23 protein-coding genes are annotated in these 20,531 nt (G+C 62.8%); 15 read left to right on the forward strand and 8 right to left on the reverse strand.

The features are described 5' to 3' along the window. Nucleotides 1-432: 432 nt before the first annotated feature. The 3 genes from B5525_RS05320 (at nucleotide 433) to B5525_RS05330 (ending at nucleotide 2,795) form a co-directional block, all read left to right on the forward strand. Complete coding sequence (locus B5525_RS05320) at nucleotides 433-1,881, forward strand: DEAD/DEAH box helicase (RefSeq protein ID WP_079565061.1); 1,449 nt, start codon at nucleotides 433-435, stop codon at nucleotides 1,879-1,881. Between the two features lie 24 nt (nucleotides 1,882-1,905). After that, a complete protein-coding gene (infA, locus tag B5525_RS05325; RefSeq protein WP_079565062.1) occupies nucleotides 1,906-2,190 on the forward strand; it encodes a translation initiation factor IF-1 in 285 nt (94 codons plus the stop codon). A gap of 392 nt (nucleotides 2,191-2,582) precedes the next feature. Then, on the forward strand, nucleotides 2,583-2,795 hold the full coding sequence (locus B5525_RS05330) for a cold-shock protein (RefSeq protein ID WP_011474122.1): 213 nt from the start codon (nucleotides 2,583-2,585) through the stop codon (nucleotides 2,793-2,795). A gap of 122 nt (nucleotides 2,796-2,917) precedes the next feature. Here the strand turns inward: B5525_RS05330 and B5525_RS05335 are convergent, their stop codons facing one another. From B5525_RS05335 to B5525_RS05350, 4 genes are all read right to left on the reverse strand, one after another. Then, nucleotides 2,918-3,532: a TadE/TadG family type IV pilus assembly protein gene (locus tag B5525_RS05335; protein ID WP_244567836.1), complete on the reverse strand. Its 615-nt coding sequence runs from the start codon at nucleotides 3,530-3,532 to the stop codon at nucleotides 2,918-2,920. Nucleotides 3,533-3,543: 11 nt separating this feature from the next. Next, nucleotides 3,544-4,113 carry a TadE/TadG family type IV pilus assembly protein gene (locus tag B5525_RS05340; protein ID WP_079565064.1) on the reverse strand — a complete coding sequence of 190 codons (570 nt, stop codon included), beginning with the start codon at nucleotides 4,111-4,113 and terminating at the stop codon, nucleotides 3,544-3,546. A gap of 249 nt (nucleotides 4,114-4,362) precedes the next feature. Then, nucleotides 4,363-4,869, reverse strand: a complete 507-nt coding sequence (locus B5525_RS05345) for a pilus assembly protein N-terminal domain-containing protein (protein WP_079565065.1) — start codon at nucleotides 4,867-4,869, stop codon at nucleotides 4,363-4,365. A gap of 123 nt (nucleotides 4,870-4,992) precedes the next feature. Next, complete coding sequence (locus B5525_RS05350; RefSeq protein ID WP_079565066.1) at nucleotides 4,993-5,823, reverse strand: sterol desaturase family protein; 831 nt, start codon at nucleotides 5,821-5,823, stop codon at nucleotides 4,993-4,995. Nucleotides 5,824-6,126: 303 nt separating this feature from the next. Between B5525_RS05350 and B5525_RS43610 the strand changes: the two genes are divergently transcribed. From B5525_RS43610 to B5525_RS05390, 9 genes are all read left to right on the forward strand, one after another. Then, entirely contained in the window at nucleotides 6,127-6,267 is a 141-nt protein-coding gene (locus tag B5525_RS43610; RefSeq protein WP_154073072.1) for a hypothetical protein, read from the forward strand. 108 nt (nucleotides 6,268-6,375) lie between these two features. Further along, nucleotides 6,376-6,900, forward strand: a complete 525-nt coding sequence (locus tag B5525_RS05355; protein WP_079565067.1) for an A24 family peptidase — start codon at nucleotides 6,376-6,378, stop codon at nucleotides 6,898-6,900. 129 nt (nucleotides 6,901-7,029) lie between these two features. Next, entirely contained in the window at nucleotides 7,030-7,824 is a 795-nt protein-coding gene (cpaB, locus tag B5525_RS05360) for a Flp pilus assembly protein CpaB (RefSeq protein ID WP_079565068.1), read from the forward strand. 17 nt (nucleotides 7,825-7,841) lie between these two features. After that, complete coding sequence (locus B5525_RS05365; protein ID WP_079572974.1) at nucleotides 7,842-9,308, forward strand: type II and III secretion system protein family protein; 1,467 nt, start codon at nucleotides 7,842-7,844, stop codon at nucleotides 9,306-9,308. 20 nt (nucleotides 9,309-9,328) lie between these two features. Beyond that, nucleotides 9,329-10,069 carry a CpaD family pilus assembly protein gene (locus B5525_RS05370; RefSeq protein ID WP_079565069.1) on the forward strand — a complete coding sequence of 247 codons (741 nt, stop codon included), beginning with the start codon at nucleotides 9,329-9,331 and terminating at the stop codon, nucleotides 10,067-10,069. After that, on the forward strand, nucleotides 10,066-11,331 hold the full coding sequence (locus B5525_RS05375; RefSeq protein WP_079565070.1) for an AAA family ATPase: 1,266 nt from the start codon (nucleotides 10,066-10,068) through the stop codon (nucleotides 11,329-11,331). Before B5525_RS05370 ends, B5525_RS05375 begins: the two co-directional genes overlap by 4 nt. 22 nt (nucleotides 11,332-11,353) lie before the next feature. Next, nucleotides 11,354-12,820 carry a CpaF family protein gene (locus tag B5525_RS05380; protein WP_079565071.1) on the forward strand — a complete coding sequence of 489 codons (1,467 nt, stop codon included), beginning with the start codon at nucleotides 11,354-11,356 and terminating at the stop codon, nucleotides 12,818-12,820. A gap of 8 nt (nucleotides 12,821-12,828) precedes the next feature. Further along, the gene (locus B5525_RS05385) at nucleotides 12,829-13,806 is read left to right on the forward strand and encodes a type II secretion system F family protein (RefSeq protein ID WP_079565072.1); all 978 of its coding nucleotides are present in this window, start codon (nucleotides 12,829-12,831) and stop codon (nucleotides 13,804-13,806) included. A gap of 9 nt (nucleotides 13,807-13,815) precedes the next feature. Beyond that, nucleotides 13,816-14,790, forward strand: a complete 975-nt coding sequence (locus B5525_RS05390) for a type II secretion system F family protein (RefSeq protein WP_079565073.1) — start codon at nucleotides 13,816-13,818, stop codon at nucleotides 14,788-14,790. Between the two features lie 178 nt (nucleotides 14,791-14,968). Here B5525_RS05390 and B5525_RS05395 read toward each other — a convergent pair whose 3' ends face one another. The 3 genes from B5525_RS05395 to B5525_RS05405 form a co-directional block, all read right to left on the reverse strand. After that, entirely contained in the window at nucleotides 14,969-15,598 is a 630-nt protein-coding gene (locus tag B5525_RS05395; RefSeq protein ID WP_079565074.1) for a hypothetical protein, read from the reverse strand. 96 nt (nucleotides 15,599-15,694) lie between these two features. Next, the gene (locus B5525_RS05400; protein ID WP_079565075.1) at nucleotides 15,695-16,531 is read right to left on the reverse strand and encodes a tetratricopeptide repeat protein; all 837 of its coding nucleotides are present in this window, start codon (nucleotides 16,529-16,531) and stop codon (nucleotides 15,695-15,697) included. Between the two features lie 226 nt (nucleotides 16,532-16,757). Next, complete coding sequence (locus tag B5525_RS05405; protein ID WP_079565076.1) at nucleotides 16,758-16,961, reverse strand: hypothetical protein; 204 nt, start codon at nucleotides 16,959-16,961, stop codon at nucleotides 16,758-16,760. A 268-nt stretch (nucleotides 16,962-17,229) separates the two neighbouring features. Between B5525_RS05405 and B5525_RS05410 the strand changes: the two genes are divergently transcribed. Continuing rightward, complete coding sequence (locus B5525_RS05410) at nucleotides 17,230-17,523, forward strand: hypothetical protein (RefSeq protein ID WP_079565077.1); 294 nt, start codon at nucleotides 17,230-17,232, stop codon at nucleotides 17,521-17,523. Nucleotides 17,524-17,627: 104 nt separating this feature from the next. Here the strand turns inward: B5525_RS05410 and B5525_RS05415 are convergent, their stop codons facing one another. Next, on the reverse strand, nucleotides 17,628-18,014 hold the full coding sequence (locus B5525_RS05415; protein WP_079565078.1) for a hypothetical protein: 387 nt from the start codon (nucleotides 18,012-18,014) through the stop codon (nucleotides 17,628-17,630). A gap of 246 nt (nucleotides 18,015-18,260) precedes the next feature. On the opposite strand from B5525_RS05415, the gene B5525_RS05420 reads away from it, so the two are divergent. Together B5525_RS05420 and B5525_RS05425 are read left to right on the forward strand one after the other, a co-directional pair. Beyond that, a complete protein-coding gene (locus B5525_RS05420; protein WP_079565079.1) occupies nucleotides 18,261-19,643 on the forward strand; it encodes a leucyl aminopeptidase family protein in 1,383 nt (460 codons plus the stop codon). After that, entirely contained in the window at nucleotides 19,636-20,481 is an 846-nt protein-coding gene (locus B5525_RS05425) for an NlpC/P60 family protein (protein ID WP_079565080.1), read from the forward strand. The genes B5525_RS05420 and B5525_RS05425 overlap by 8 nt, the downstream gene beginning before the upstream one ends. Nucleotides 20,482-20,531 lie beyond the last annotated feature (50 nt).

Below are 20,531 nucleotides of genomic sequence, written 5' to 3' on the forward strand. Positions count from 1 at the left end.
TGAATTTGGCAAATAACGCCAAAACTTCGAGGCTATCTGCCTAATTTTTGAACCAAAAAAATGTATGCCTAAGCGGCAAACTGTCTATTTAATGAGCAAATAAGGCGGATTGTCTATATTTGCGGCATCGCATTTTTTGCAGCGCAGCGCGTAAACAGGCCTCAAATCGGCATGAAACGCCTCGTTTGACGGGCTTTCTTAACCGCGTAACCGGCCGACGGCGCGATTGACCTTGAAAGCGCCGCGTTCGTGTTCCATATGAGTACCACGACCCAGGGAATCACCGGGTCATTGCGAGCCGCGTGTTCTGAGCCCGTCCAACGGTTTCTGGCTTGCCCCTTCAGCTAACCAAAACCGACGCCCCAAACACGCGGGTGTCTCTGACACCCTCGCGCGCTCCTGGCGAACACCGCCGGGCGCCTGCCTTGTTTAATGGAAAGAACCCTCCTTTTGACCTCCTTTCAGGATTTCGGCCTTGCCGATCCCATCTCGCGTGCACTCAAAGAAGAGAATTATCTCACGCCCACGCCCATCCAGGCGCAAACCATCCCCCTCGCGCTAGCCGGCCGTGACGTCGTCGGTATCGCCCAGACCGGCACCGGCAAGACCGCGTCCTTCGCGCTTCCGATCCTGCATCGGATCCTCGAAAATCGCGTCAAGCCGCAGCCCAAGGCCTGCCGCGTGCTGGTGCTCTCGCCGACGCGTGAATTGTCCGGACAGATCCTCGACAGCTTCAATGCCTATGGCCGCCACATGCGCCTGACCTCGACGCTGGCGATCGGCGGCGTCCCGATGGGACGGCAGGTCCGCTCGATCATGCCGGGCGTCGAAGTGCTGGTCGCCACGCCCGGCCGGCTGCTCGATCTCGTGCAGAGCAACGGGCTGAAACTCGGACAGGTCGAGTTCCTGGTCCTCGACGAGGCCGACCGCATGCTCGACATGGGCTTCATTAACGACATCAGGAAGATCGTCGCCAAGCTGCCGGTCAAGCGGCAGACGCTGTTCTTCTCGGCGACGATGCCGAAGGATATCGCCGAACTCGCCGAGGCGATGCTGCGGGATCCGGCGCGGGTGGCGGTGACGCCGGTCGCCTCGACCGTCGAGCGCATCACCCAGCGCATCATCCAGGTCGATCATTCGGCCAAGCCCACCTTGCTGGCGCAGCTCCTGAAGGAGGAGACAGTCGGCCGCGCGCTGGTCTTTACCCGCACCAAGCACGGCGCGGACAAGGTGGTGAAGGGCCTCGCCCGGGCCGGCATCACCGCCGACGCCATTCACGGCAACAAGTCGCAGAACCACCGCGAGCGGGTGCTGGCGGCCTTCCGCACCGGCGAGATCCGCACCCTGGTCGCCACCGACATCGCCGCCCGCGGCATTGACGTCGATGGCATCAGCCATGTGGTGAATTTCGATCTTCCCAACATTCCCGAAACCTATGTCCACCGCATCGGCCGCACCGCGCGCGCCGGCGCCGAAGGCATCGCGATCTCGCTGATCGCGGGCGCCGAGGAAATGGGCTATCTGCGCGACATCGAAAAGCTGATCCGCATCGCTCTGCCGAGAGAAGACCGCCGCACGCCGGGCCATCGCGAGGCGGCACCGGCGCCGGCGCAACATCGCGGGGCCAGATCCGGGCCGCGCGTGCACGCCGGCAGGAGCAATGAAGCCGCGCCGGGCGCGAAAGGGCCTCGCCGTAACCGCCGTCCTGGTGGTAATAATGGTGCTCCGCAAACCAACCGGCACGAGGCCAGCCGGCATGAGCCGATCCGTCCATCGTCGCCGCACGGCGGCGGCAAGGCTGAAGGGATGCAAGGCGTCGCCTTTTTGCATCGCGAAAGCCGTCCGAATACCAAGCCCAACCGCACACAACGACCACGCTAAGCGTCGATCGATCTGGAGATAAACATGGCTAAGGAAGAGCTAATCCAGTTCGAAGGACTGGTGACCGAAATCCTCCCCGATGCACGCTACCGCGTGCAGCTCGATGCAGGACACGAGATCGTGGCCTACACCGCGGGCAAGATGAAGAAGAACCGGATCAAGACGCTGGCTGGCGACCGGGTGACGATCGAGATGTCGCCCTATGACCTGGAAAAAGGCCGGCTCATCTTCCGGCACAAGGACGAACGTCCGGGCACCGGGGGTGCACCGCGTGGTGCACCGCCGCGCGGCCAGTTCCGCCGCAGGTAAGCGCTCGAGCCTTGGTTCTGATCGCACCCGGACCAAGGCCCTGTTCTTTGTTTTGACGCGTTTTCTGCCCCCGAACCGGCATCGCACGCGCTATCCGAGTGCGGCGCGGGCTTCGCTCCAAAACGCGATAAGACCGCGCGCGTGACGAAATCGTGTCGACGCGTGGGCAGCAGCCTCCAGGTTGCAAATCCGGCGCGAACAAAAAATCGTGCACGTCAGGATTGTTTCGAAGGCTATTTTGGAATAATATGACTTATCGATTTTCGGCCGGACGACATTAGCTATCCACCGGTACAGCCGGTTTAGACGCTGACGACCCTTCCAAAAATTCGATCTCACCAGCCTGTCGAAAGCAGGCTTCTAGTATACCTATCTTGAGAAGGGACTATCCCGTGAGCATGGGAACCGTGAAGTGGTTTAACGCAACCAAGGGCTTCGGCTTCATTCAACCGGACGACGGTGGCAACGACGTGTTCGTGCACATCAGCGCCGTAGAACGCGCCGGCCTTGGCACGCTGCGTGAAGGCCAGAAGATCTCCTACGAAATCGTGGCGGATCGCCGCTCTGGCAAGTCTTCGGCCGACAATCTTCGCGCCGCCGGCTAAACGAATTTCGACAGCTTACGCTGCGAAATTTTATCCGAAATAAAAAGGCCGCGCACCGTGCGCGGCCTTTTGATTTGAACGGCGTTTGGATTTGAAGGGCGCGCGTGAATTTGGGGGTAAAGCTAGTGCGGACAGGCAGGCCAGACGCCTGACGTCGGGGTCGGATAAATGACGCAGGACGACTGACGCGGCCGCGTATAAGCGTTGTCCTTCAGATTGATCCCGGCCTTTGCCATCACATAGCCGACAGTGGGCTTGTAGAGATAACTGGTTTCACTGAAGATCAGATACTGACCCGCAACTACGTTGCCCGCTGTGTCCTTCGCTATGATCGTCGACGGAATTGCAACCACAGTGCCTGGCGTGCGCCGCCCCGGTCCCAGCGGTTCGCTCCACTGGACATAGGCATTGGAAGTCGCAGGATCGATCCACAATTCGGTTATCGTTAAATTCAGCGGCGTCGGATCATATGGGTACAGCTCCGCCTTGGCCGTGATCGTAAAATTCGTGATATCGGCATCGCTCACGGAGAGCGATTGCGACGTGAGATCGCTCAGCAGCCGCGCCACCAGCGTCATCTTGCGATCGACCGCGACGCCCGATGAAAACTCGATCGTGCCGAAGAACATCAGCAGCATGACCGGCACAATCACGGCGAATTCGGTCGCCGCGATGCCGCGGCAATCATGGAGCAGACCGCAAAGCAAACGGCCTGTGCGATGTGCTATCTTCTGCATCGGCGTAACCATCAATAGGGTTCGACGTGAAAGGCGGTCGTGGCGGACAGCAGCCTTTTGCTGTTACTGGTGCCACGACCGATATTTGCAATGTTGTAGCCGAGACCGGTCACGAACAGCGGCCATTGATAGAAGCCGCGGACCACGACGGTCGCCGAGCTGTTCTTTGGCGGCAGCTGAAACGTAAGATTGCTGTTATCGTAATTTCCGGAACCGTCGATCGGGTCGGTGATCACGATCGCCGTGCCCGCGGGAGCGAATCTTACATCGATATCGATGGGGCAGGTCATCAGCACCTGAACGCGATTGCAGAGATCGGCCTTGAACGCCGCTTCCTGTTGCGCCGTGCTCAATCCGCTGTCCTGCAATTGATGCGTATAGAGCTGCCGACCGCTGTCCTGGATGCCCGACTCAAGATACTGGCTTGCAAAAAACACCATCGATGTCTCGATGATCGCAAACAGCAGGGCGATGAACACCGGCGCGACCAGTGCGAATTCGACGGCGGCCGAGCCCCGCCGGCTGCGGCGGAATCGGCGCAATCTGTTTCGCAACGAGGCTGTTGAAGCGGCACGCGACATCGAGAAATCCTTGCAGTCGAACAGCGACGAGCTGACCGCAAGGATTACCCGAAAGTGATTGTCGATTGGTTTCAGCCGACCGCGGCAGCGGGCCCCCTTCGGTTAACCTCGCGTTAGCCGTTTCCAGAGGAGCGACGAAACGCAAAAAAAGGACCGCGGCGAGGCGGTCCTGCTGTTGGCGATGCGGCGAGGTCGCCGCCACCGTGGCGCCTGCCGCCAGGCGGCTGTGGCCGAACCCGGCTGGCGTGGTTAGTTGGTCTTGCCTGCCGCCACGGCGCTGCCGCTGGCCTGGCTGGAGAGCGTGCCGGCCTGATCCATCACCGCCTTGAAGTAGCTATCGCCGTCACCAAGCGTGGCGCGCCGCTGGCAGATCGGCATGCAGCTATAGGACTCGCGGTCGATCCCGCGATAGATCGTGACCAGCTGGTCGGTGGGACCTTCGACCTGGATGACGCGGTCCACCAGCACCTCGCCGGCGCGGTCCATGGCAATGAAATTGGTGGCGCCGTACCCCTTGCCGGTGACCACGAGAATTCCGCCGGTCTGCAGGGTTACATCCGCAATCAGCGGGTTTCCGACCACGATGGTGGCGACACGGGTGGGAAGTTTGACGAGCTTGGCCTGATCGACATTGACCGCGATGGCATCCACGGACGGCTCCGCCATCACGGCAGCCGGCCACAGCAGCATCCCGATCGCAAGCGACCGAAATCCGAACGACGCGCGCGCGCGCCCACGCAGGAAACTGAACGACATACTCTACCCCGGGACGTTGACTAGCCGGCTAAAGCGATATGCAGCGGACCGGCGCCCGACAGGGGCAATCTAGCCGTCAATGTGTGAACGTTCCGCAAACGGCGCGGAACAAAGCTTACAGACCTAGAGTTGCCGGAACGGATAGACCAGCTGCCCGGCGATCTCGTGCGGAATCGCCGGTTCGTCCTTGCCGTAAACCTCGGGCAGCTTGTTTTCCGGCATCCGGAAGGTGCCAAACATCAGGTCCCAGAGCGGAAAAGTCCCGGCGAAGTTGGTATTGCCGCCCTCTTCCAGCGCGGTGTGATGCCAGCGGTGGAACACCGGCGTCGCCAGCACGTATTTGAACGGGCCGAGCGTCCAGTTGAGGTTGGCGTGAACGAAAGCCGAATGGAAGGTCGTGAACGGCCCGACCCACAGCATGATGTTCGGCGAGATCCCGGCCATCAGCAGGATGACGTCGACCATGATGGTGCCGAGGAACAGGTTCACCGGATGGAAGCGCGCCGCCGAAATCCAGTCGAGCTCCTCGGAGGAATGGTGGATCGCATGGTATTTCCAGAACCCGCCGCCGTGAAACAGCCGGTGCAGCCAGTACAGCATGAAGTCCGACGCCACCAGGAACAGAACCGCCTGGAGCCAGAGCGGCAATTCGGACAAGGGCCCGTGGCCATTGTCGTAGAAGGCGATCAGCGCGTCGGCGTCATGAATCTTGAAGACCACGCCGGCGCCGAGCACCATTAGCCCGATCCGCAATACCCGCGCGAACAATGGCACCAAGAACCAGTAGCAGAGGTCGGTGACCAGTTCGCGCTTGCGCCACCAGGGTGTGCCGGGGTTGCAGGCCCAGAAATGGGTCGCCACCGAGAATACCAGCGCCAGCCCGATCGTGATCGGCACTACCTTGGCAATCGTCCCGCCGAGCATCTCGACGACTTCGAGCGGTAAATTCGACATGGCGGCCTCATCTGATCAGGGACTTAAGGGGTAGCGCCCCGCGCTTAAGGAGCGGTGAATCGGGCCGGCCCATACTCTATAATCGAGGCGGCCGAAGCCCACACCGCATTGTAATCAATCCCTTCATTGGAAATTTACTCTGCTCGACAACTGGCCGACGCGGCGATGTTTGCGCGATCGAATTAACCGCACCTCAAGCTCCCGACCGTAGCGTTGCGCCGTGGTCACGGTGCTGAGAACGCGGCAAGGCCCTCGGCAGTCCGGGGCCTTTGTTGTTTCCACCGTATGTTGAGTGGCGTAACGATGCGTAAGCCAGAAGCAACCGCGGTCCGGAAAAACCCGCTCACGGCCGGTCACCGGGAAGAGGCGCCGACGGAACTCGTCTGCCTCGCGCTGGCGCTGGCGGTCGTCGTTCTCTTCATACGGATCGCCAGCATATGGTGACGCTTCCAGGGGACCAGCGCTGCGGGCAGTTTCCCGATTGTTCATTTCTCGCCGCTAGGCTTCTGCGACGCTTCGACCTCGCGTCAGCCACACGCGTCCGGTAAGCCCATGATCCTCGACATCGCGCGCCTTCTGCTGTTTCCCGCTCTGATGGCGTTCGCCGCCGCGAGCGACCTTTTCACCATGACGATCTCGAATCGGGTGTCGCTGGTGCTGGCGGCGGGCTTTCTGGTGCTCGCGCTGATGAGCGGCATGGCGCCTTACGACATCCTGATCCATGTCGGCGCCGGCGCGGCCGTGCTCGTGGTGGGCTTCGGCTGCTTCGCCATGGGCTGGATGGGCGGCGGCGATGCCAAGGTGGCGGCTGCGGCGGCGCTCTGGTTCGGCTTTGCCCACCTGTTGGACTATCTGGTTTATGCCTCGCTGTTCGGCGGCGCCCTGACGCTGCTGCTGCTGCAGTTCCGGCAATGGCCGCTGCCCTACCAGCTCGCCGGACAGCCCTGGCTCATCAAGCTGCACGCCAAGGAAAGCGGCATTCCCTACGGCATCGCGCTCGCGATCGGCGCGCTGATGGTCTACCCGGAGACCGAATGGATCAACGCGGTCGACCTCGCTCGCTTCGCGATTGGCTGATCGCGCCGGATAAACCCCGCGTTAAGGCGATTTAGATACGCCTCATTAACCATGCTTTGACGAATAGCTGGTCAACTCCCATCACGGCGGCGGAACCGTCGCGCGGGTTTTGTGGAAAGTGAAGCGTAAATGAATAGGGCACGCATTGTCGTCCTGAGCATCGCTGTCGGTGCCGGCGGCGTCGCCGCATATCTTGCTAGCGGGTCGGACGACAAGCCACAGCCGGCGGCACCGCAAGCACAGCTGCAGACCGTCGACGTTCTCGTCGCCAAGGCCGATATCGGCCTCGGCCAGACCGTCACGCCCCAAGACATGGTCTGGCAGACCTGGCCGGCGGCGTCGGCCAGCAATACCTTCATCCGCCGCAACGAGCGTCCCGACGCGACCACCCAGGTCGCCGGCTCGATCGCACGCGCCCCTTTCATCGCAGGCGAACCGATCCGCGAGCCGAAACTCGTCAAGGCCAACGGCTCCGGCTTCATGGCGGCCATCCTGCCCACCGGCATGCGTGCCATCTCGACCGAAATCTCGCCGGAAACCGGCGCGGGCGGCTTCATCCTGCCCAACGACCGCGTCGACGTCATCCTTTCCAAGCGCGAGAAGAATGCCGCGCTGCCGGGCTCGCCCGACGTCGTCAAATCGGAAATCATCATGTCGAATATCCGCGTTCTCGCGATCGACCAGGCTCCGAAGGAAAAGGACGGCCAGAACGCCGTGGTCGGCAAGACCGTCACGCTGGAGCTGAAGCCCGAGCAGGCCGAGATGCTGGCCCGCGCGCGCCAGACCGGCACGCTGCAACTGGCGCTGCGCAGCCTCGCCGATATGCACATGGTCGAAAACACCCAGGATCCGTCCGCGAGGGGCGGTGACACCATCAACGTGGTTCGCTACGGCGTCTCAAGCTCGACGACGACACAGAAGTGATCGAAAGGACGCTCGATATGAAATGCGGGGCAATTCAGCCGGCGATGCGGACCTTCCTGGTCCGCGCCCTGTCGTTTTCGGCGGTCACGGCGCTCACGATCAATCCGGCGCTGACGCCCGTGCTGGCGGCCGATTATCGCGCGCCGGCCCCCGTGGTCGCCGATGGCCAGCTGAATGCGCGTTTCCTCTCGCTCGGCATCGGCAAATCGATCGTGATCGACCTGCCGCGCGACATCAAGGATGTGCTGGTCGCCGATCCCAAGATCGCCAACGCCGTGGTCCGCTCGGCGCAGCGCGCCTACATCATCGGTGCCACGGTCGGCCAGACCAACATCGTGTTCTTCGATTCCGCGGGCCAGCAGATCGCCGCCTACGACATCGCGGTCAAGCGTGACCTCAACGGCGTGCGCGCCGCGCTGAAGCAGACGCTGCCCAACGCCGACATCCAGATCGACGGCCTCGGCGAGGGCGTGATCCTGACCGGCTCGGCAGCCAGCCCGATCGACGCGCAGCAGGCGGGCGATCTGGCGGCGCGGTTGGTCGGCGGCGCCGACAAGGTCGTCAACTCGATCACGGTCCGCGGCCGCGACCAGGTGATGCTGAAGGTTACGGTCGCCGAGGTGCAGCGCTCGATCGTCAAGCAGATGGGCATCGACCTCAGTGCCAGCATGAATTACGGCACGACGGCCGTGACCTTCAACAACAGCACCCCATTCACCGCAAACAACGGGCCTCTTGTCCCCACCAACAATTTGACGACATCGTTCGGCTCGACGCCGTCGGTGCAGGCCACGCTGCGCGCGATGGAAAGCGCGGGCGTGGTGCGGACGCTGGCGGAGCCGAACCTGACGGCGATCTCCGGAGAGTCCGCGACCTTCATTTCGGGCGGCGAATTTCCGATTCCGACCGGCGTGACCTGCCAGACGACCACGAACGGCGCGATCGGAAACTGCGTTCAGACCGTTAGTTTCAAGAAATTCGGCATCTCGCTCAACTTCACACCGGTGGTGCTGACCGAGGGGCGGATCAGCCTGCGGGTGATGACCGAAGTGTCGGAAGTCTCGCTCGAAAACTCCTTGAACGGCGGCGCCGGTGGAACCTCGATTCCTTCGATCAAGACCCGCCGCGCGGAGACGACGCTGGAGATTCCGTCGGGCGGCGCGATGGCCATGGCGGGCCTGATCCAGGATCAGACCAAACAGGCGATCAACGGATTGCCCGGCCTGTCGACATTGCCGGTTCTCGGGTCGCTGTTCCGCAGCCGGGATTACGTCAACAACCAGACCGAACTGATGGTGATCGTGACGCCCTTTATCGTTCGCGCCGTCGCGCCGAAGGATCTGTCGCGCCCGGATGACGGGTTTGCGGCGGCATCCGATCCGCAGGCCGATCTGCTCGGCAGCATCAATCGCATCTACGGCGTCCCGGGCCGCGTCGAGCCGGCGCGGAATTATCGCGGCACCTACGGCTTTATCACCGACTGAGCCGGGACGAGGATCATACGATGACAACCCAAATACCCCTCGATTGCAATCGAGCCCTGCGCATCGCCGGCGCGCTTGTCGGTCTGGCCCTGGCGCTGGGAGCCTGCACGCACACCGATGAGGCGTTGACGACGGCGAGCGTTCCCGCCGATTACCGCCTGCGTCATCCGATCGCCGTTCAGGAAGCCGACCAATCCGTGGTGATCTTCGTCGGTCATGCCCGTGGCGGTCTCTCCGCCGAACAGCGCGCCGACGTGATGGGACTGGCACAAACCTGGCTCCACGAAGGCACCGGCGCGATCAACGCCGACGTGCCGGTCGACACGCCCAACGCCCGCGCGGCCGCAGACGCGGTGCGGGAAATCCAGTCCCTGCTCGCAGCCGCCGGCGTGCCGCCGCGCGGACTTCTCGTGCGCCATTATCATCCCAACGACCCGCGCCAGCTGGCGGCGATCCGGCTGAGCTATCCGAGAATCTCGGCGGTCGCCGGCCCCTGCGGCGTCTGGCCGGAGGATCTCGGCCCCTCGATCAAGAACAAGAGCTATCTCGAGAACCAGCAGTACTTCAATTTCGGCTGCGCCTATCAGCGCAACATGGCGGCGATGGTCGACAATCCCGCGGACCTCGTGCAACCGCGGGCTGAAACGCCGCCCTACACGATGCGACGCGCCGAAGCGTTCGAGAAGTATCGCAAGGGCACTTCGACCGCGACCAGTTATCCCGAGTCCGACAGGGCCAAACTCAGCGATACAGGCAAATGATCAGCTACGCACGCCAGAATCCCGAGGAACAGCCGGAGGGCACGCCGCCGGCTGAGGATCATATTGCGCCTGCCCCGCGGGTCTCCGTGCAAGCCTTCTGCGAGACGGTTGAAACCGCCGCCGCCGTGCAATCGGCTGGCGAAGACCGCCGGCTCGGCAAGGCGCACCTCAAGATCCAGATGGGCGGCATGGCTGCCGCCATCGAGGCCTATCGCACGGCGCCGACGCCGAACGTGATCATCCTGGAAACCGAAGGCCGCACCGATATCCTGACCGGGCTCGACCAGCTCGCCACCGTGTGCGATGCCGGAACCCGCGTCATCGTGATCGGCCGCATCAACGACGTCACGCTCTATCGCGAACTGGTACGCCGCGGCGTCAGCGACTACGTGCTTGCGCCGGTCAACACGCTGGACGTGGTGCGCTCGATCTGCGGGCTGTTCTCGGCGCCGGAGGCCAAGTCCGTTGGCCGGGTCATCGCCATCGTCGGCGCCAAGGGCGGCGTCGGCGCTTCCACCATCGCGCACAACGTGGCTTGGGCGATCGCGCGCGATCTCGCGCTGGATTCCGTCGTGGCCGATCTCGACCTCGCCTTCGGCACCGCGGGTCTCGACTACAACCAGGATCCGGCGCAAGGCATCGCGGATGCGGTGTTCTCGCCCGACCGGGTCGATACCGCTTTCATCGACCGCCTGCTGTCGAAATGCACCGACCATCTCAGCCTGCTGGCGGCGCCGGCGACGCTGGACAAGGTCTACGATTTCGGCGCCGACGCGTTCGACTCGATTTTCGACACGCTTCGCACCACCATGCCGTGCATCGTGCTCGACGTTCCCCACCAATGGTCGGGCTGGGCCAAGCGCGCTTTGGTGAGCGCCGACGATATCCTGATCGTCGCGGCGCCTGACCTCGCCAATCTGCGCAACACCAAGAATATCTTCGACCTGCTGAAGGCGTCGCGGCCCAACGACCGCATGCCGCTCTACTGCCTCAACCAAGTCGGCGTGCCGAAGCGGCCGGAAATCAATTCGAGCGAGTTCGCCAAGGCCATCGAGAGCGACCCGATCGCCACCATCCCGTTCGAACCGCAATTATTCGGCTCGGCGGCCAACAACGGGCAGATGATCGCGGAAATCTCCGCCACTCACCGCACCACCGAGATGTTCCTGCAGATCGCGCAGCGGCTGACCGGCCGCGGCGAGACCAAGAAGCCGAAAGGTTCGTTCCTGTCACCCCTGATCGAGAAGCTGCGGGCAAAGTAAGCCACCCGCGTGGAGTGAAGTCGTGTTTGGTAAGCGTAGCGGACCTGATATCGAATCCCGGGCGGTCAAGCCCGCCACCGGCGCGCTGGAACCCTCCAGCGCGGCGCCGGCTGTTCCGCGCAGCGCATCGCCTCCGCCGACCGTTTCCTCCCCGCCGCTGGCGCCGGCCAAGCCGGCCGCGCCCGTTGTCGAAAACCGGCGCTCGGACAATTATTACCAGGTCAAGGCGACCATCTTCGGCGCCCTGATCGAGGCGATCGACCTCGCCCAGCTCGCCAAGCTCGACGGCGAGTCGGCGCGCGAGGAAATCCGCGACATCGTCAACGAGATCATCGCGATCAAGAACATCGTGATGTCGATCGCCGAGCAGGAGGAACTGCTCGACGATATCTGCAACGACGTCCTCGGATACGGTCCGCTGGAACCGCTGCTGTCGCGCGACGACATCTCCGACATCATGGTCAATGGTGCGGGCACGGTGTTCATCGAGGTCTCCGGCCGCATCCAGCGCACCGGAATCCGCTTTCGCGACAATCAGCAATTGCTGAACATCTGTCAGCGCATCGTCAGCCAGGTCGGCCGGCGCGTCGATGAATCATCGCCGATCTGCGACGCGCGCCTCGCCGACGGCTCCCGCGTCAACGCCATTGTTCCGCCGCTGGCGCTCGACGGCCCCGCGCTCACGATCCGCAAATTCAAGAAGGACAAGCTGACGCTGGATCAACTGGTCAGGTTCGGCGCGATCTCGCCGGAAGGCGCGGAGATCCTGCAGATCATCGGGCGCTGCCGGGCCAACGTGCTGATTTCCGGCGGCACCGGCTCCGGCAAGACGACGCTCCTGAACTGCCTGACCAACTATATCGACGACGAAGAGCGCATCATCACCTGCGAAGACGCCGCCGAACTTCAGCTGCAGCAGCCGCACGTGGTGAGGCTGGAAACTCGCCCGCCCAACATCGAGGGCGAAGGCCAGATCACGATGCGCGAACTGGTCCGCAACTGCCTGCGTATGCGTCCTGAACGCATCATCGTCGGCGAAGTTCGCGGACCCGAGGCATTCGACCTGCTGCAGGCCATGAACACCGGTCACGACGGCTCGATGGGCACGCTGCACGCCAACAACCCCCGCGAAGCCCTGTCGCGCTGCGAATCGATGATCACCATGGGGGGATTTTCGCTGCCGTCGCGAACCATCCGCGAGATGATCTGCGCCTCGATCGACGTCATCATCCAGGCCGCCCGCCTGCGCGACGGCTCACGCCGCATCACCCACATTACCGAGGTGATGGGCATGGAAGGCGATACCATCATCACCCAGGACCTGTTCCTCTACGACCTCGTCGGCGAGGACGCCAACGGCAACCTGATCGGCCGGCATCGCTCGACCGGTATCGGACGGCCGCGGTTCTGGGATCGCGCCCGGTATTACGGCGAAGAGAAGCGGCTGGCCGCGGCGCTCGACGCCGCCGAAGTCAAGTCAGAGACCTAGAGGAGCCCATGAAAATTCAAGCGCTCGCACTGGCCTTCCTCGCCGCCACCGCAATCGGCGGCATTGCCTGGGTGTTCATCTATCCCCTGCTGTCGGGGGAGAGAAAAGCCGAGAGCCGCCGGGCGTCGGTGGCGAAGTCGGAGCCGACCGCCGCCCGCGGCGTCGACAAGACCCAGCGCTCGCGCCGCGAGCAGGTCGAATCGTCGCTGAGGGATCTCGAGGCGCGGCGGCAGAAGGAAAGCAAGGTGGCGCTGTCTACGCGCCTGATGCAGGCCGGACTCGACTGGTCTACCCAGAAATTCATGGTCGTCTCGGGCGTTCTTGCCGCGGTCTTCTTCGTGGGCGCCATTGCGGCCGGCGGCGGGCTGCTTGCCGCCGTGGGCCTCGCCTTCGCCGCCGGTTTCGGCCTGCCGCGCTGGGCTTTGAGCTTCCTGAAGAAGCGGCGGGAAAAGAACTTCCTCAAGGCACTGCCGGACGCCGTCGACGTGATCGTTCGCGGCATCAAGGCCGGCCTGCCGCTGTTCGAATCGATCAAGGTCGTCGCCGCCGACGCGCCGGAGCCGCTCAAGGGCGAGTTCCTCGCCATCATCGAAACCCAGGCGATCGGCATGCCGCTCGGCGAGGCCTGCGCGCGCCTGTTTGAACGCATGCCGGTGCCGGAGGCGAACTTTTTCGGAATCGTCATCGCGATCCAGCAGAAATCCGGCGGCAATCTCTCCGAGGCGCTCGGCAACCTGTCCAAGGTGCTGCGCGACCGCAAGAAGATGGCGGAGAAGATCCAGGCGATGTCGATGGAAGCCAAGGCGTCGGCGGGGATCATCGGCTCGTTGCCGCCGATCGTCATGCTGCTGGTCTATCTATCGACCCCGGAATACATCTCGCTGCTGTGGACCCATCCGACCGGTCAATTGATGCTGGTCGGCTGCGTGGTCTGGATGTCCATCGGCATCTTCGTAATGAAGAAAATGATCAACTTCGACTTCTGAAGGTGCAGTATGATCCAGTTTCTGATCGAAAAGATCCACGATGCCCACTTCATGGCGATGTTGCTCGCCGCCATCGCCGTAAGCGCGACTGCCTACACGCTGATCATGCCGCTGTTCGCGGGCGAAGGCCTGCAAAAGCGCATGAAGGCGGTCGCCAATGAACGCGAACGGATCCGGCAGCGGGAACGCGACCGCCTCAACAAGAGCGAAAAGGTAACCCTGCGCCAGACTCCGAAGCAGCTGGTTTCCAAGGTGGTGGAAGACTTCAACCTCGGAAAATGGCTGGCGCAGGAAGCCGCGCGCGAAAAGCTCACCATGGCCGGCTATCGCGGTCAGGCGCCCTACATCACCTTCCTGTTCTTCCGGTTGGTGACGCCGATCGTCATGTTCCTGGCCTCGATCCTGTACGTGTTCGTGATTTCGCATATGGAGAAATCGCTGCCGGTCAAGATCGGTATTTGCATCGGAACCGCTTATCTCGGATTACAGGCGCCGATGATGTTCTTGAAGAACGCGATCAGCAAGCGCCAGCTGTCGATCAAGCGGGCCTTTCCCGACGCGCTCGACCTGCTCTTGATCTGTATCGAAGCCGGCATGTCGATCGAAGTCGCGTTCCGCAAGGTCTCGACCGAGATCGTGGGCCAGTCGATCGCGCTGTCGGAGGAATTCACGCTGACCACGGCCGAACTGTCCTACCTGCAGGACCGCAAGGTGGCTTACGAAAACCTGGCGAAGCGCACCGGGCTTGAAGGCGTCAAGTCGGTCTGCCTGGCGCTGATGCAGTCGGAGCGCTACGGAACGCCGCTGGCGCAGAGCCTGCGCGTCATGGCACAGGAAAACCGCGACATGCGCATGAACGAGGCCGAGAAGAAGGCCGCAGCGCTGCCGCCGAAACTGACCGTGCCGATGATCCTGTTCTTCCTGCCGGTGCTGTTCGTCGTCATCCTCGGGCCGACCGGCATCAAGGTCGCCGCGATGCAGTGAGGCCGGCGGACTACCTCAACACCATGCAACCGCTCACCGTAATTTTGTGTGATGCCGTCATCGCCCGGCTTGACCGGGCGATCCAGTAAAGGCCCCGGGTTCGAAACCTGTGGTCCTGCGAATATCCGGAACGCTCCCCCGAAATGAAGAGGGTGGCGGAGCGTGCAGCACGGGAGGCTCAGACGTTGACGCCAAGGTTAGCGACGAATCGCATGAAGTCCTGCAAGCCCAGATCTTTGGTGTCTTCTAGCAACAGAAGGTTCTCTCTGGCTCTCACTGATAGCTCATCCGCTCGGCCAAGAATCTTGGCGAGCCCAACGATTCGCTTTGCCCGAGAGGCGTGAATTGGGCTGTGCAGCCATGCGTCACGTCCTGGACCTGTCAATAGCTTGTATGCGCCTTCCGGAGTAGCCGCTCTGTCAAGATACGGCAGTCCAATCTCCTTGAAGGCTGCCACGAGCTGATCAGCAACTTGGTTAACATCGGCAGACGAGGCCACACTCCAACGCATCTGGCCTTCCCCCGCATTGTTCCCCAGCTCGGCCCCCAGCGAATACGTTTGTCCCTTATCCTTCTTGCTAAGCAGCGCGTTATTCGCATTGATGAGATCTTCAAGATCATCACACCTGACAGCAACATCCGCAACGACATCAAAGTCGCGTGGGTGCTTAATGAACGCAAGGTGCAAAGAGGCTCTCCCGGCAGGAACGCGCCGAAGGAAAGACCGACTGACTGGTTTGCTCTCGAATCCGTCAGCCGCAATACGCGCCCCGACAGCCTCTAAGAGTGCGCGCTCGATATTCTTCATCAAACGAACCTCACCGGCGATTACTGGACTGGATCCCTTGGGTTCACAGGGATGACGATCTTGCCCAGATTTTGGGTTCAGCGCGATCCGTCCCGATCAATTCGGCCGACTGGCCAACGCCACCGGAATCGTCGCAGGCGCGCCGACGCGCGGAGCATCCGCTCCGAGGCGCGGACCGTCCTTGCGGTTCAGCATCTCCTTGAGATAGGCGACATTCGCCGCCGCCTCGTCCGCCGGCAGATCACCCTTGACGATGGTTTCGGCCTCGGCGAAGCGGCCCTGCAGGCCGACCACCAGGCCGAGATTCTGCCGCACCCGCGCATCTGCCTTGCCGCTGGCGTAAGCCCGGCGGAGAATCTCTTCCGCCTTCGGCAGATCCTTGGAAAGCACATAAGAGAGGCCGAGGTTCGACAGCACCGAGGGCTCCTCGGGCACGATCTTCAGGGCGCTGTCGTAATAGCGCCGCGCCTCGTCGTGCTTGCCGAGCTGATCGAGCGCGGTGCCCTGCACCGACAGAATGCGCCAGTCCGGATTGTCGGGCGAATGGGCGCGGCTGAGCACGTCGAACGCCTGCTGGAAATTTCCGTTATCGGCGAGCGCGCGGCCGTAACCGGCCATCAGCGCCTTGTTGCCGGGATGGACGAGGGTGGCCTGCTCGAACACCGCGACGGCCTGGGCGCGCTGCCCGGTGGCGCGTAGCGCCTGGCCGTAGGCCAAGGCGGCGTCGGGATCCTTGGGGCTGGCGCGATAACGATCGCCATAGGAATCCACCGCGCGCCGCGGATCGGCATCAGGGCCCGGCGCAGCTTCGGACTTCGATGTGATCGATCCGGTGATGTCGGACATGGTCTGGCAGCCGCCGAGGCCGACGGCCAAAATCGCCGTCATTGCCGCGGACGCAAGAAGCCGCGCAAGACTGGACTGCTGACGCATGCACTTAACTCATGATTTTGGCGGATAGACAGAGCCGGACGTGTCAGCAATAGGCTGTTAACCCTAACGTCGGGTTAATTGCCGCGTGCAGCGCAACCGGGCCCGGCGGCCGGGATGCAGAGGCCGGTGATGAGATCTGGGCCGGAGGCCTGAATCGGGATGCGCTCGCTTGCGTGATGAAAGTTCGGATCAAGCCACCCACTGGACGGCGGCCGAGCCCAACCGGTCAATACTCGATAGCCAGGCGCTTCCTGATTTCATCGATCCGCTTGTCGAGCGCATCGAAGCGGGCATGCAAGCTTCTGTCCTGAAGGTAGAAGATATAGCCCAGTGCCAGAAATCCGAAGATCCAGTGATGGCTCTCCAGATAGGCGAACACCGCTTCGATCGCGTGACCGACGACGACGACAATACTCCACGCAACGTCCATCGCATTCCCTCCCCGTTCAGAGAATGACATTCCGATAGTGCAAGACCGGCGTTGATGGTGAAGCGCCGACCCCCAATGCATCCTCGCCGGATTTTGTGATCGCGAAAGCCTATCACGATCGCCCCACGCCGTGTAGTGCATGCAGGCTCGATCATGATCCGATTGATCGGATCATGATCTCATCTCTTGTTCGAGCATGATCTTTTCGGAAAACCGGTATCCACTTTTCCGGATCATGCTTTGGGCCCGAACGGGAAGGACGTCTTGAATGTTGCGAAATCTCTTCGGTCCGATGGCGGTCGCGGTCCTGCTGTTGTCGGCGACGGCAACAATGGCGGCGCCGGCGCATGGCAAGCGGCCTGTGGTGCGCCACTGGCACGGTTACGGCTTTTTGCCCGGCTACCGTACACCCGAGCAGATCGAGGCGCAGGAAGCGCGACACCCGAACCAGGTCTGGTGGTATGGCGGCCCGCGCTTCTATCGCGGCCGCTGGAACGGCGGCGGCTTCGGTCCGTGCTGGACCCAGACGCCGATCGGCAATGTGTGGAATTGCGGCCGATAATCGGTCGCAACTGCACCGGGCCCTTCGGCGCTCGCCGAACTTAAGGCGCTTCGCACACTCGCGAGAGAAATGGCCTCAACCGACGGCGCCGAGCGGCATTGCCATTATTCGCAGACCGAGACGCGGCGAATTCCCCAGCCATGGCGCGTCTTCACGCGCTGCCGAACCACATAGCAAACGCCCTCGTCGTCGTAATAGGGCCAGTATCCGCCGTAGCCATAATAGGGGTAGCCGAAACCGAATCCGCCGCGAAAGCCGCCACCGCGGAAACCACCCCCGCCGAAACCGTGGCCGCCACCGAAACCGTGACCTCCGCCGAAACCGTGACCTCCGCCACCACCTCCATGACCGCCGGCAAGCGCCGATGTCGTGGATGCTCCCAACAGCAGCGCCGACCCGCCGATCAGGCTGAAACCGTACATGAACAGCAACGTGGTGACGGCAAGGCTGCGCGTCAGGAAATTGCGAAAACGGGTTGGATTCTGGACCATCGTTTCTCCCGGCTCCGTCGCCTGATACGCAAAGGCAACGCTCTTAGCAACAGCGTAGACAGGAGTCACGCGTGCGCGTCAAATCACCTGGATGTCACCGCGCGAAACATCCGGAAACAACGCTGGACCAGCCGTCCAGGCTGGTTTGGTCCCGCAAGCCAATGTAGAAGCAAAGAGCCCGCGAATGTCAGGACAATTCACCCGTTCCGCGGTCCTGATCCGTTTCAATCGAAGCCCGAGAACAGCATGCCTTCCTGGTTCGAGACCGCGCCCGACGTAACTGCCATTCCCATCAGCTTCGCAACCAAAGCGAATTGGGAGGCGATCTGCGCCGGCCTTGCCCCAGAGGCCCGGCAGTTCGCGCTGGCAAACGGCTTTGCCGCCAAGCCCGGATCGTACCTTGCGCTGCCGGCCGTGGACGGCAGCATCGCGCACGTGCTGTTCGGCCTGGAAGACGCGAGCAGCAAATACCGCGATTTGTTCAGGCCCGGGCAGTTGCCGGGCCTGCTGTCGCCTGGCGTCTATCGCTTTGCCAACGCGCCGCACGATGCGCGCCTCGCCGCGCTGGCCTTCGCGCTCGGCAGCTATCGCTTCGGCCGCTACCGCAAGGCGGATGGTTCGGACGTAAGATTGGTGCCTCCTGACGGCGTTGACATCGCCGCCATCACGCGCATGGCGGAGGCGGCCACGCTGGCCCGCGACCTCATCAATACGCCGTCGAACGACATGGGGCCGGAAGAACTGGCGCTGGCGGCGCAAGTTCTTGCCGAGCGCTTCGGCGCCAGTTTCAACTGCATCGTCGGCGAAGAGCTGACGCGACAGAATTTTCCGCTGATCCACGCGGTCGGGAGGGCATCATCGCGCGCGCCGCGGCTGATCGATGTCCGCTGGGGCGATCCCGGTCATCCCAGGGTGACGCTGGTCGGCAAGGGCGTCTGTTTCGATACCGGCGGGCTCGATCTGAAACCGTCCGCCGGCATGCTGATCATGAAGAAGGACATGGGCGGCGCCGCCAACGTGCTGGCGCTGGCGCAGATGGTGATGGATGCGAAGCTGAAGGTGCGGCTGCGGGTGCTGATCCCCGCGGTCGAGAACGCGGTTTCAGGCAACGCCTTCCGCCCGCTCGACGTCTTCCCCTCGCGCAAGGGCATCACGGTGGAGATCGGCAACACCGACGCCGAGGGCCGGCTGGTGCTGGCGGATGCGCTGGCGCTGGCGGACGAGGAAAAACCGGATCTGTTGATCGATATGGGCACGCTGACCGGTGCGGCGCGCGTAGCGCTGGGGCCGGATTTACCGCCCTTTTACACCAATGATGAGACGCTGGCGCAAGACGTGGCGCGCTGCGCCAGCGAGGAGAACGATCCGTTATGGCGATTGCCGCTGTGGCCGCCCTACGACGCTTGGCTCGATTCCAAGGTCGCCGACGTCAACAACGCGCCGGGCGGCACCTTTGCCGGCTCGATTACCTGCGCGCTGTTCCTGCAGCGCTTCGTCGAGGCCGCGAAAAGCTGGCTGCATGTCGACATCTATGGCTGGACGCCATCGGCAAAGCCAGGGCGCCCGGAAGGCGGCGAGTGTCAGGCCGCGCGCGCGATCTTCAAACTGCTCGGGGAACGCTATGGATGATCCACGCCTGACGCCGGCGCGGCCGGATCTTGCCGCCAAATATCTGGAAGGCAAGGTCAAGGCTGAGCGTTTTGTCACAGGCGAGGAGTTCGAAATATCGGACGTCATCGCGCCTGTTCGCGAGCGTCCTTCCAGCGAAGCCCCGCTGTTGACGCAGGCATTGAAGGGCGAGCGCGTCACCATCTATGACCGGGATGGCGAAGGCTTTGCCTGGGGGCAGCTCAACAGCGACGGCTATGTCGGCTGGCTGCCCGATCGCGCGCTGACTAAGCCTGCCGCGGCGCCGACGCACAAGGTGACGGCGATCCGAACCTTTGCCTTTCCCGGGCCATCGATCAAGCTGCGGCCGGCCGAGACGCTGGTGATGGGAGCGCTGGTCGGCGTGATCCGCGAAGACGGCCCGTTCGCCGTCACGCGCGAGGGCTGGTATCTGCCGCGCCAGCATCTCGGCGGCATCGATCGCTTTGTGGGGGACTTCGTCGCGGTGGCCGAACGCTTCGTCGGCACGCCGTATTTGTGGGGCGGCAAGAGCAGTTTTGGGATCGATTGTTCCGGCCTGGTCCAGGTCGCGCTGAACGCTGCCGGCACCGGCTGCCCGCGCGACAGCGATATGCAGCAGGAGAGCCTCGGCCGGTTATTGGGGCTATCGGAATCCAGCCGGCTTGAGCGCGGCGACCTGATGTTCTGGAAGGGCCATGTCGCGATCGTGCGCGACGCCGGCACCATCGTCCACGCCAACGCCCATCACATGGCGACCGCGATTGAAAACACGCGCGAGGCCATCGCCCGCATCAAGGCCGCCGGCAGCGAAATCATCGCGATCAAGCGGCTGGGGTGAGATGCCGAGACTCTATCTTCACCTCTCCACCGGCAGAGGTACAAGGGAAT

It is taken from the genome of Bradyrhizobium erythrophlei (assembly GCF_900129505.1).
GTDB lineage: Bacteria > Pseudomonadota > Alphaproteobacteria > Rhizobiales > Xanthobacteraceae > Bradyrhizobium > Bradyrhizobium erythrophlei_D.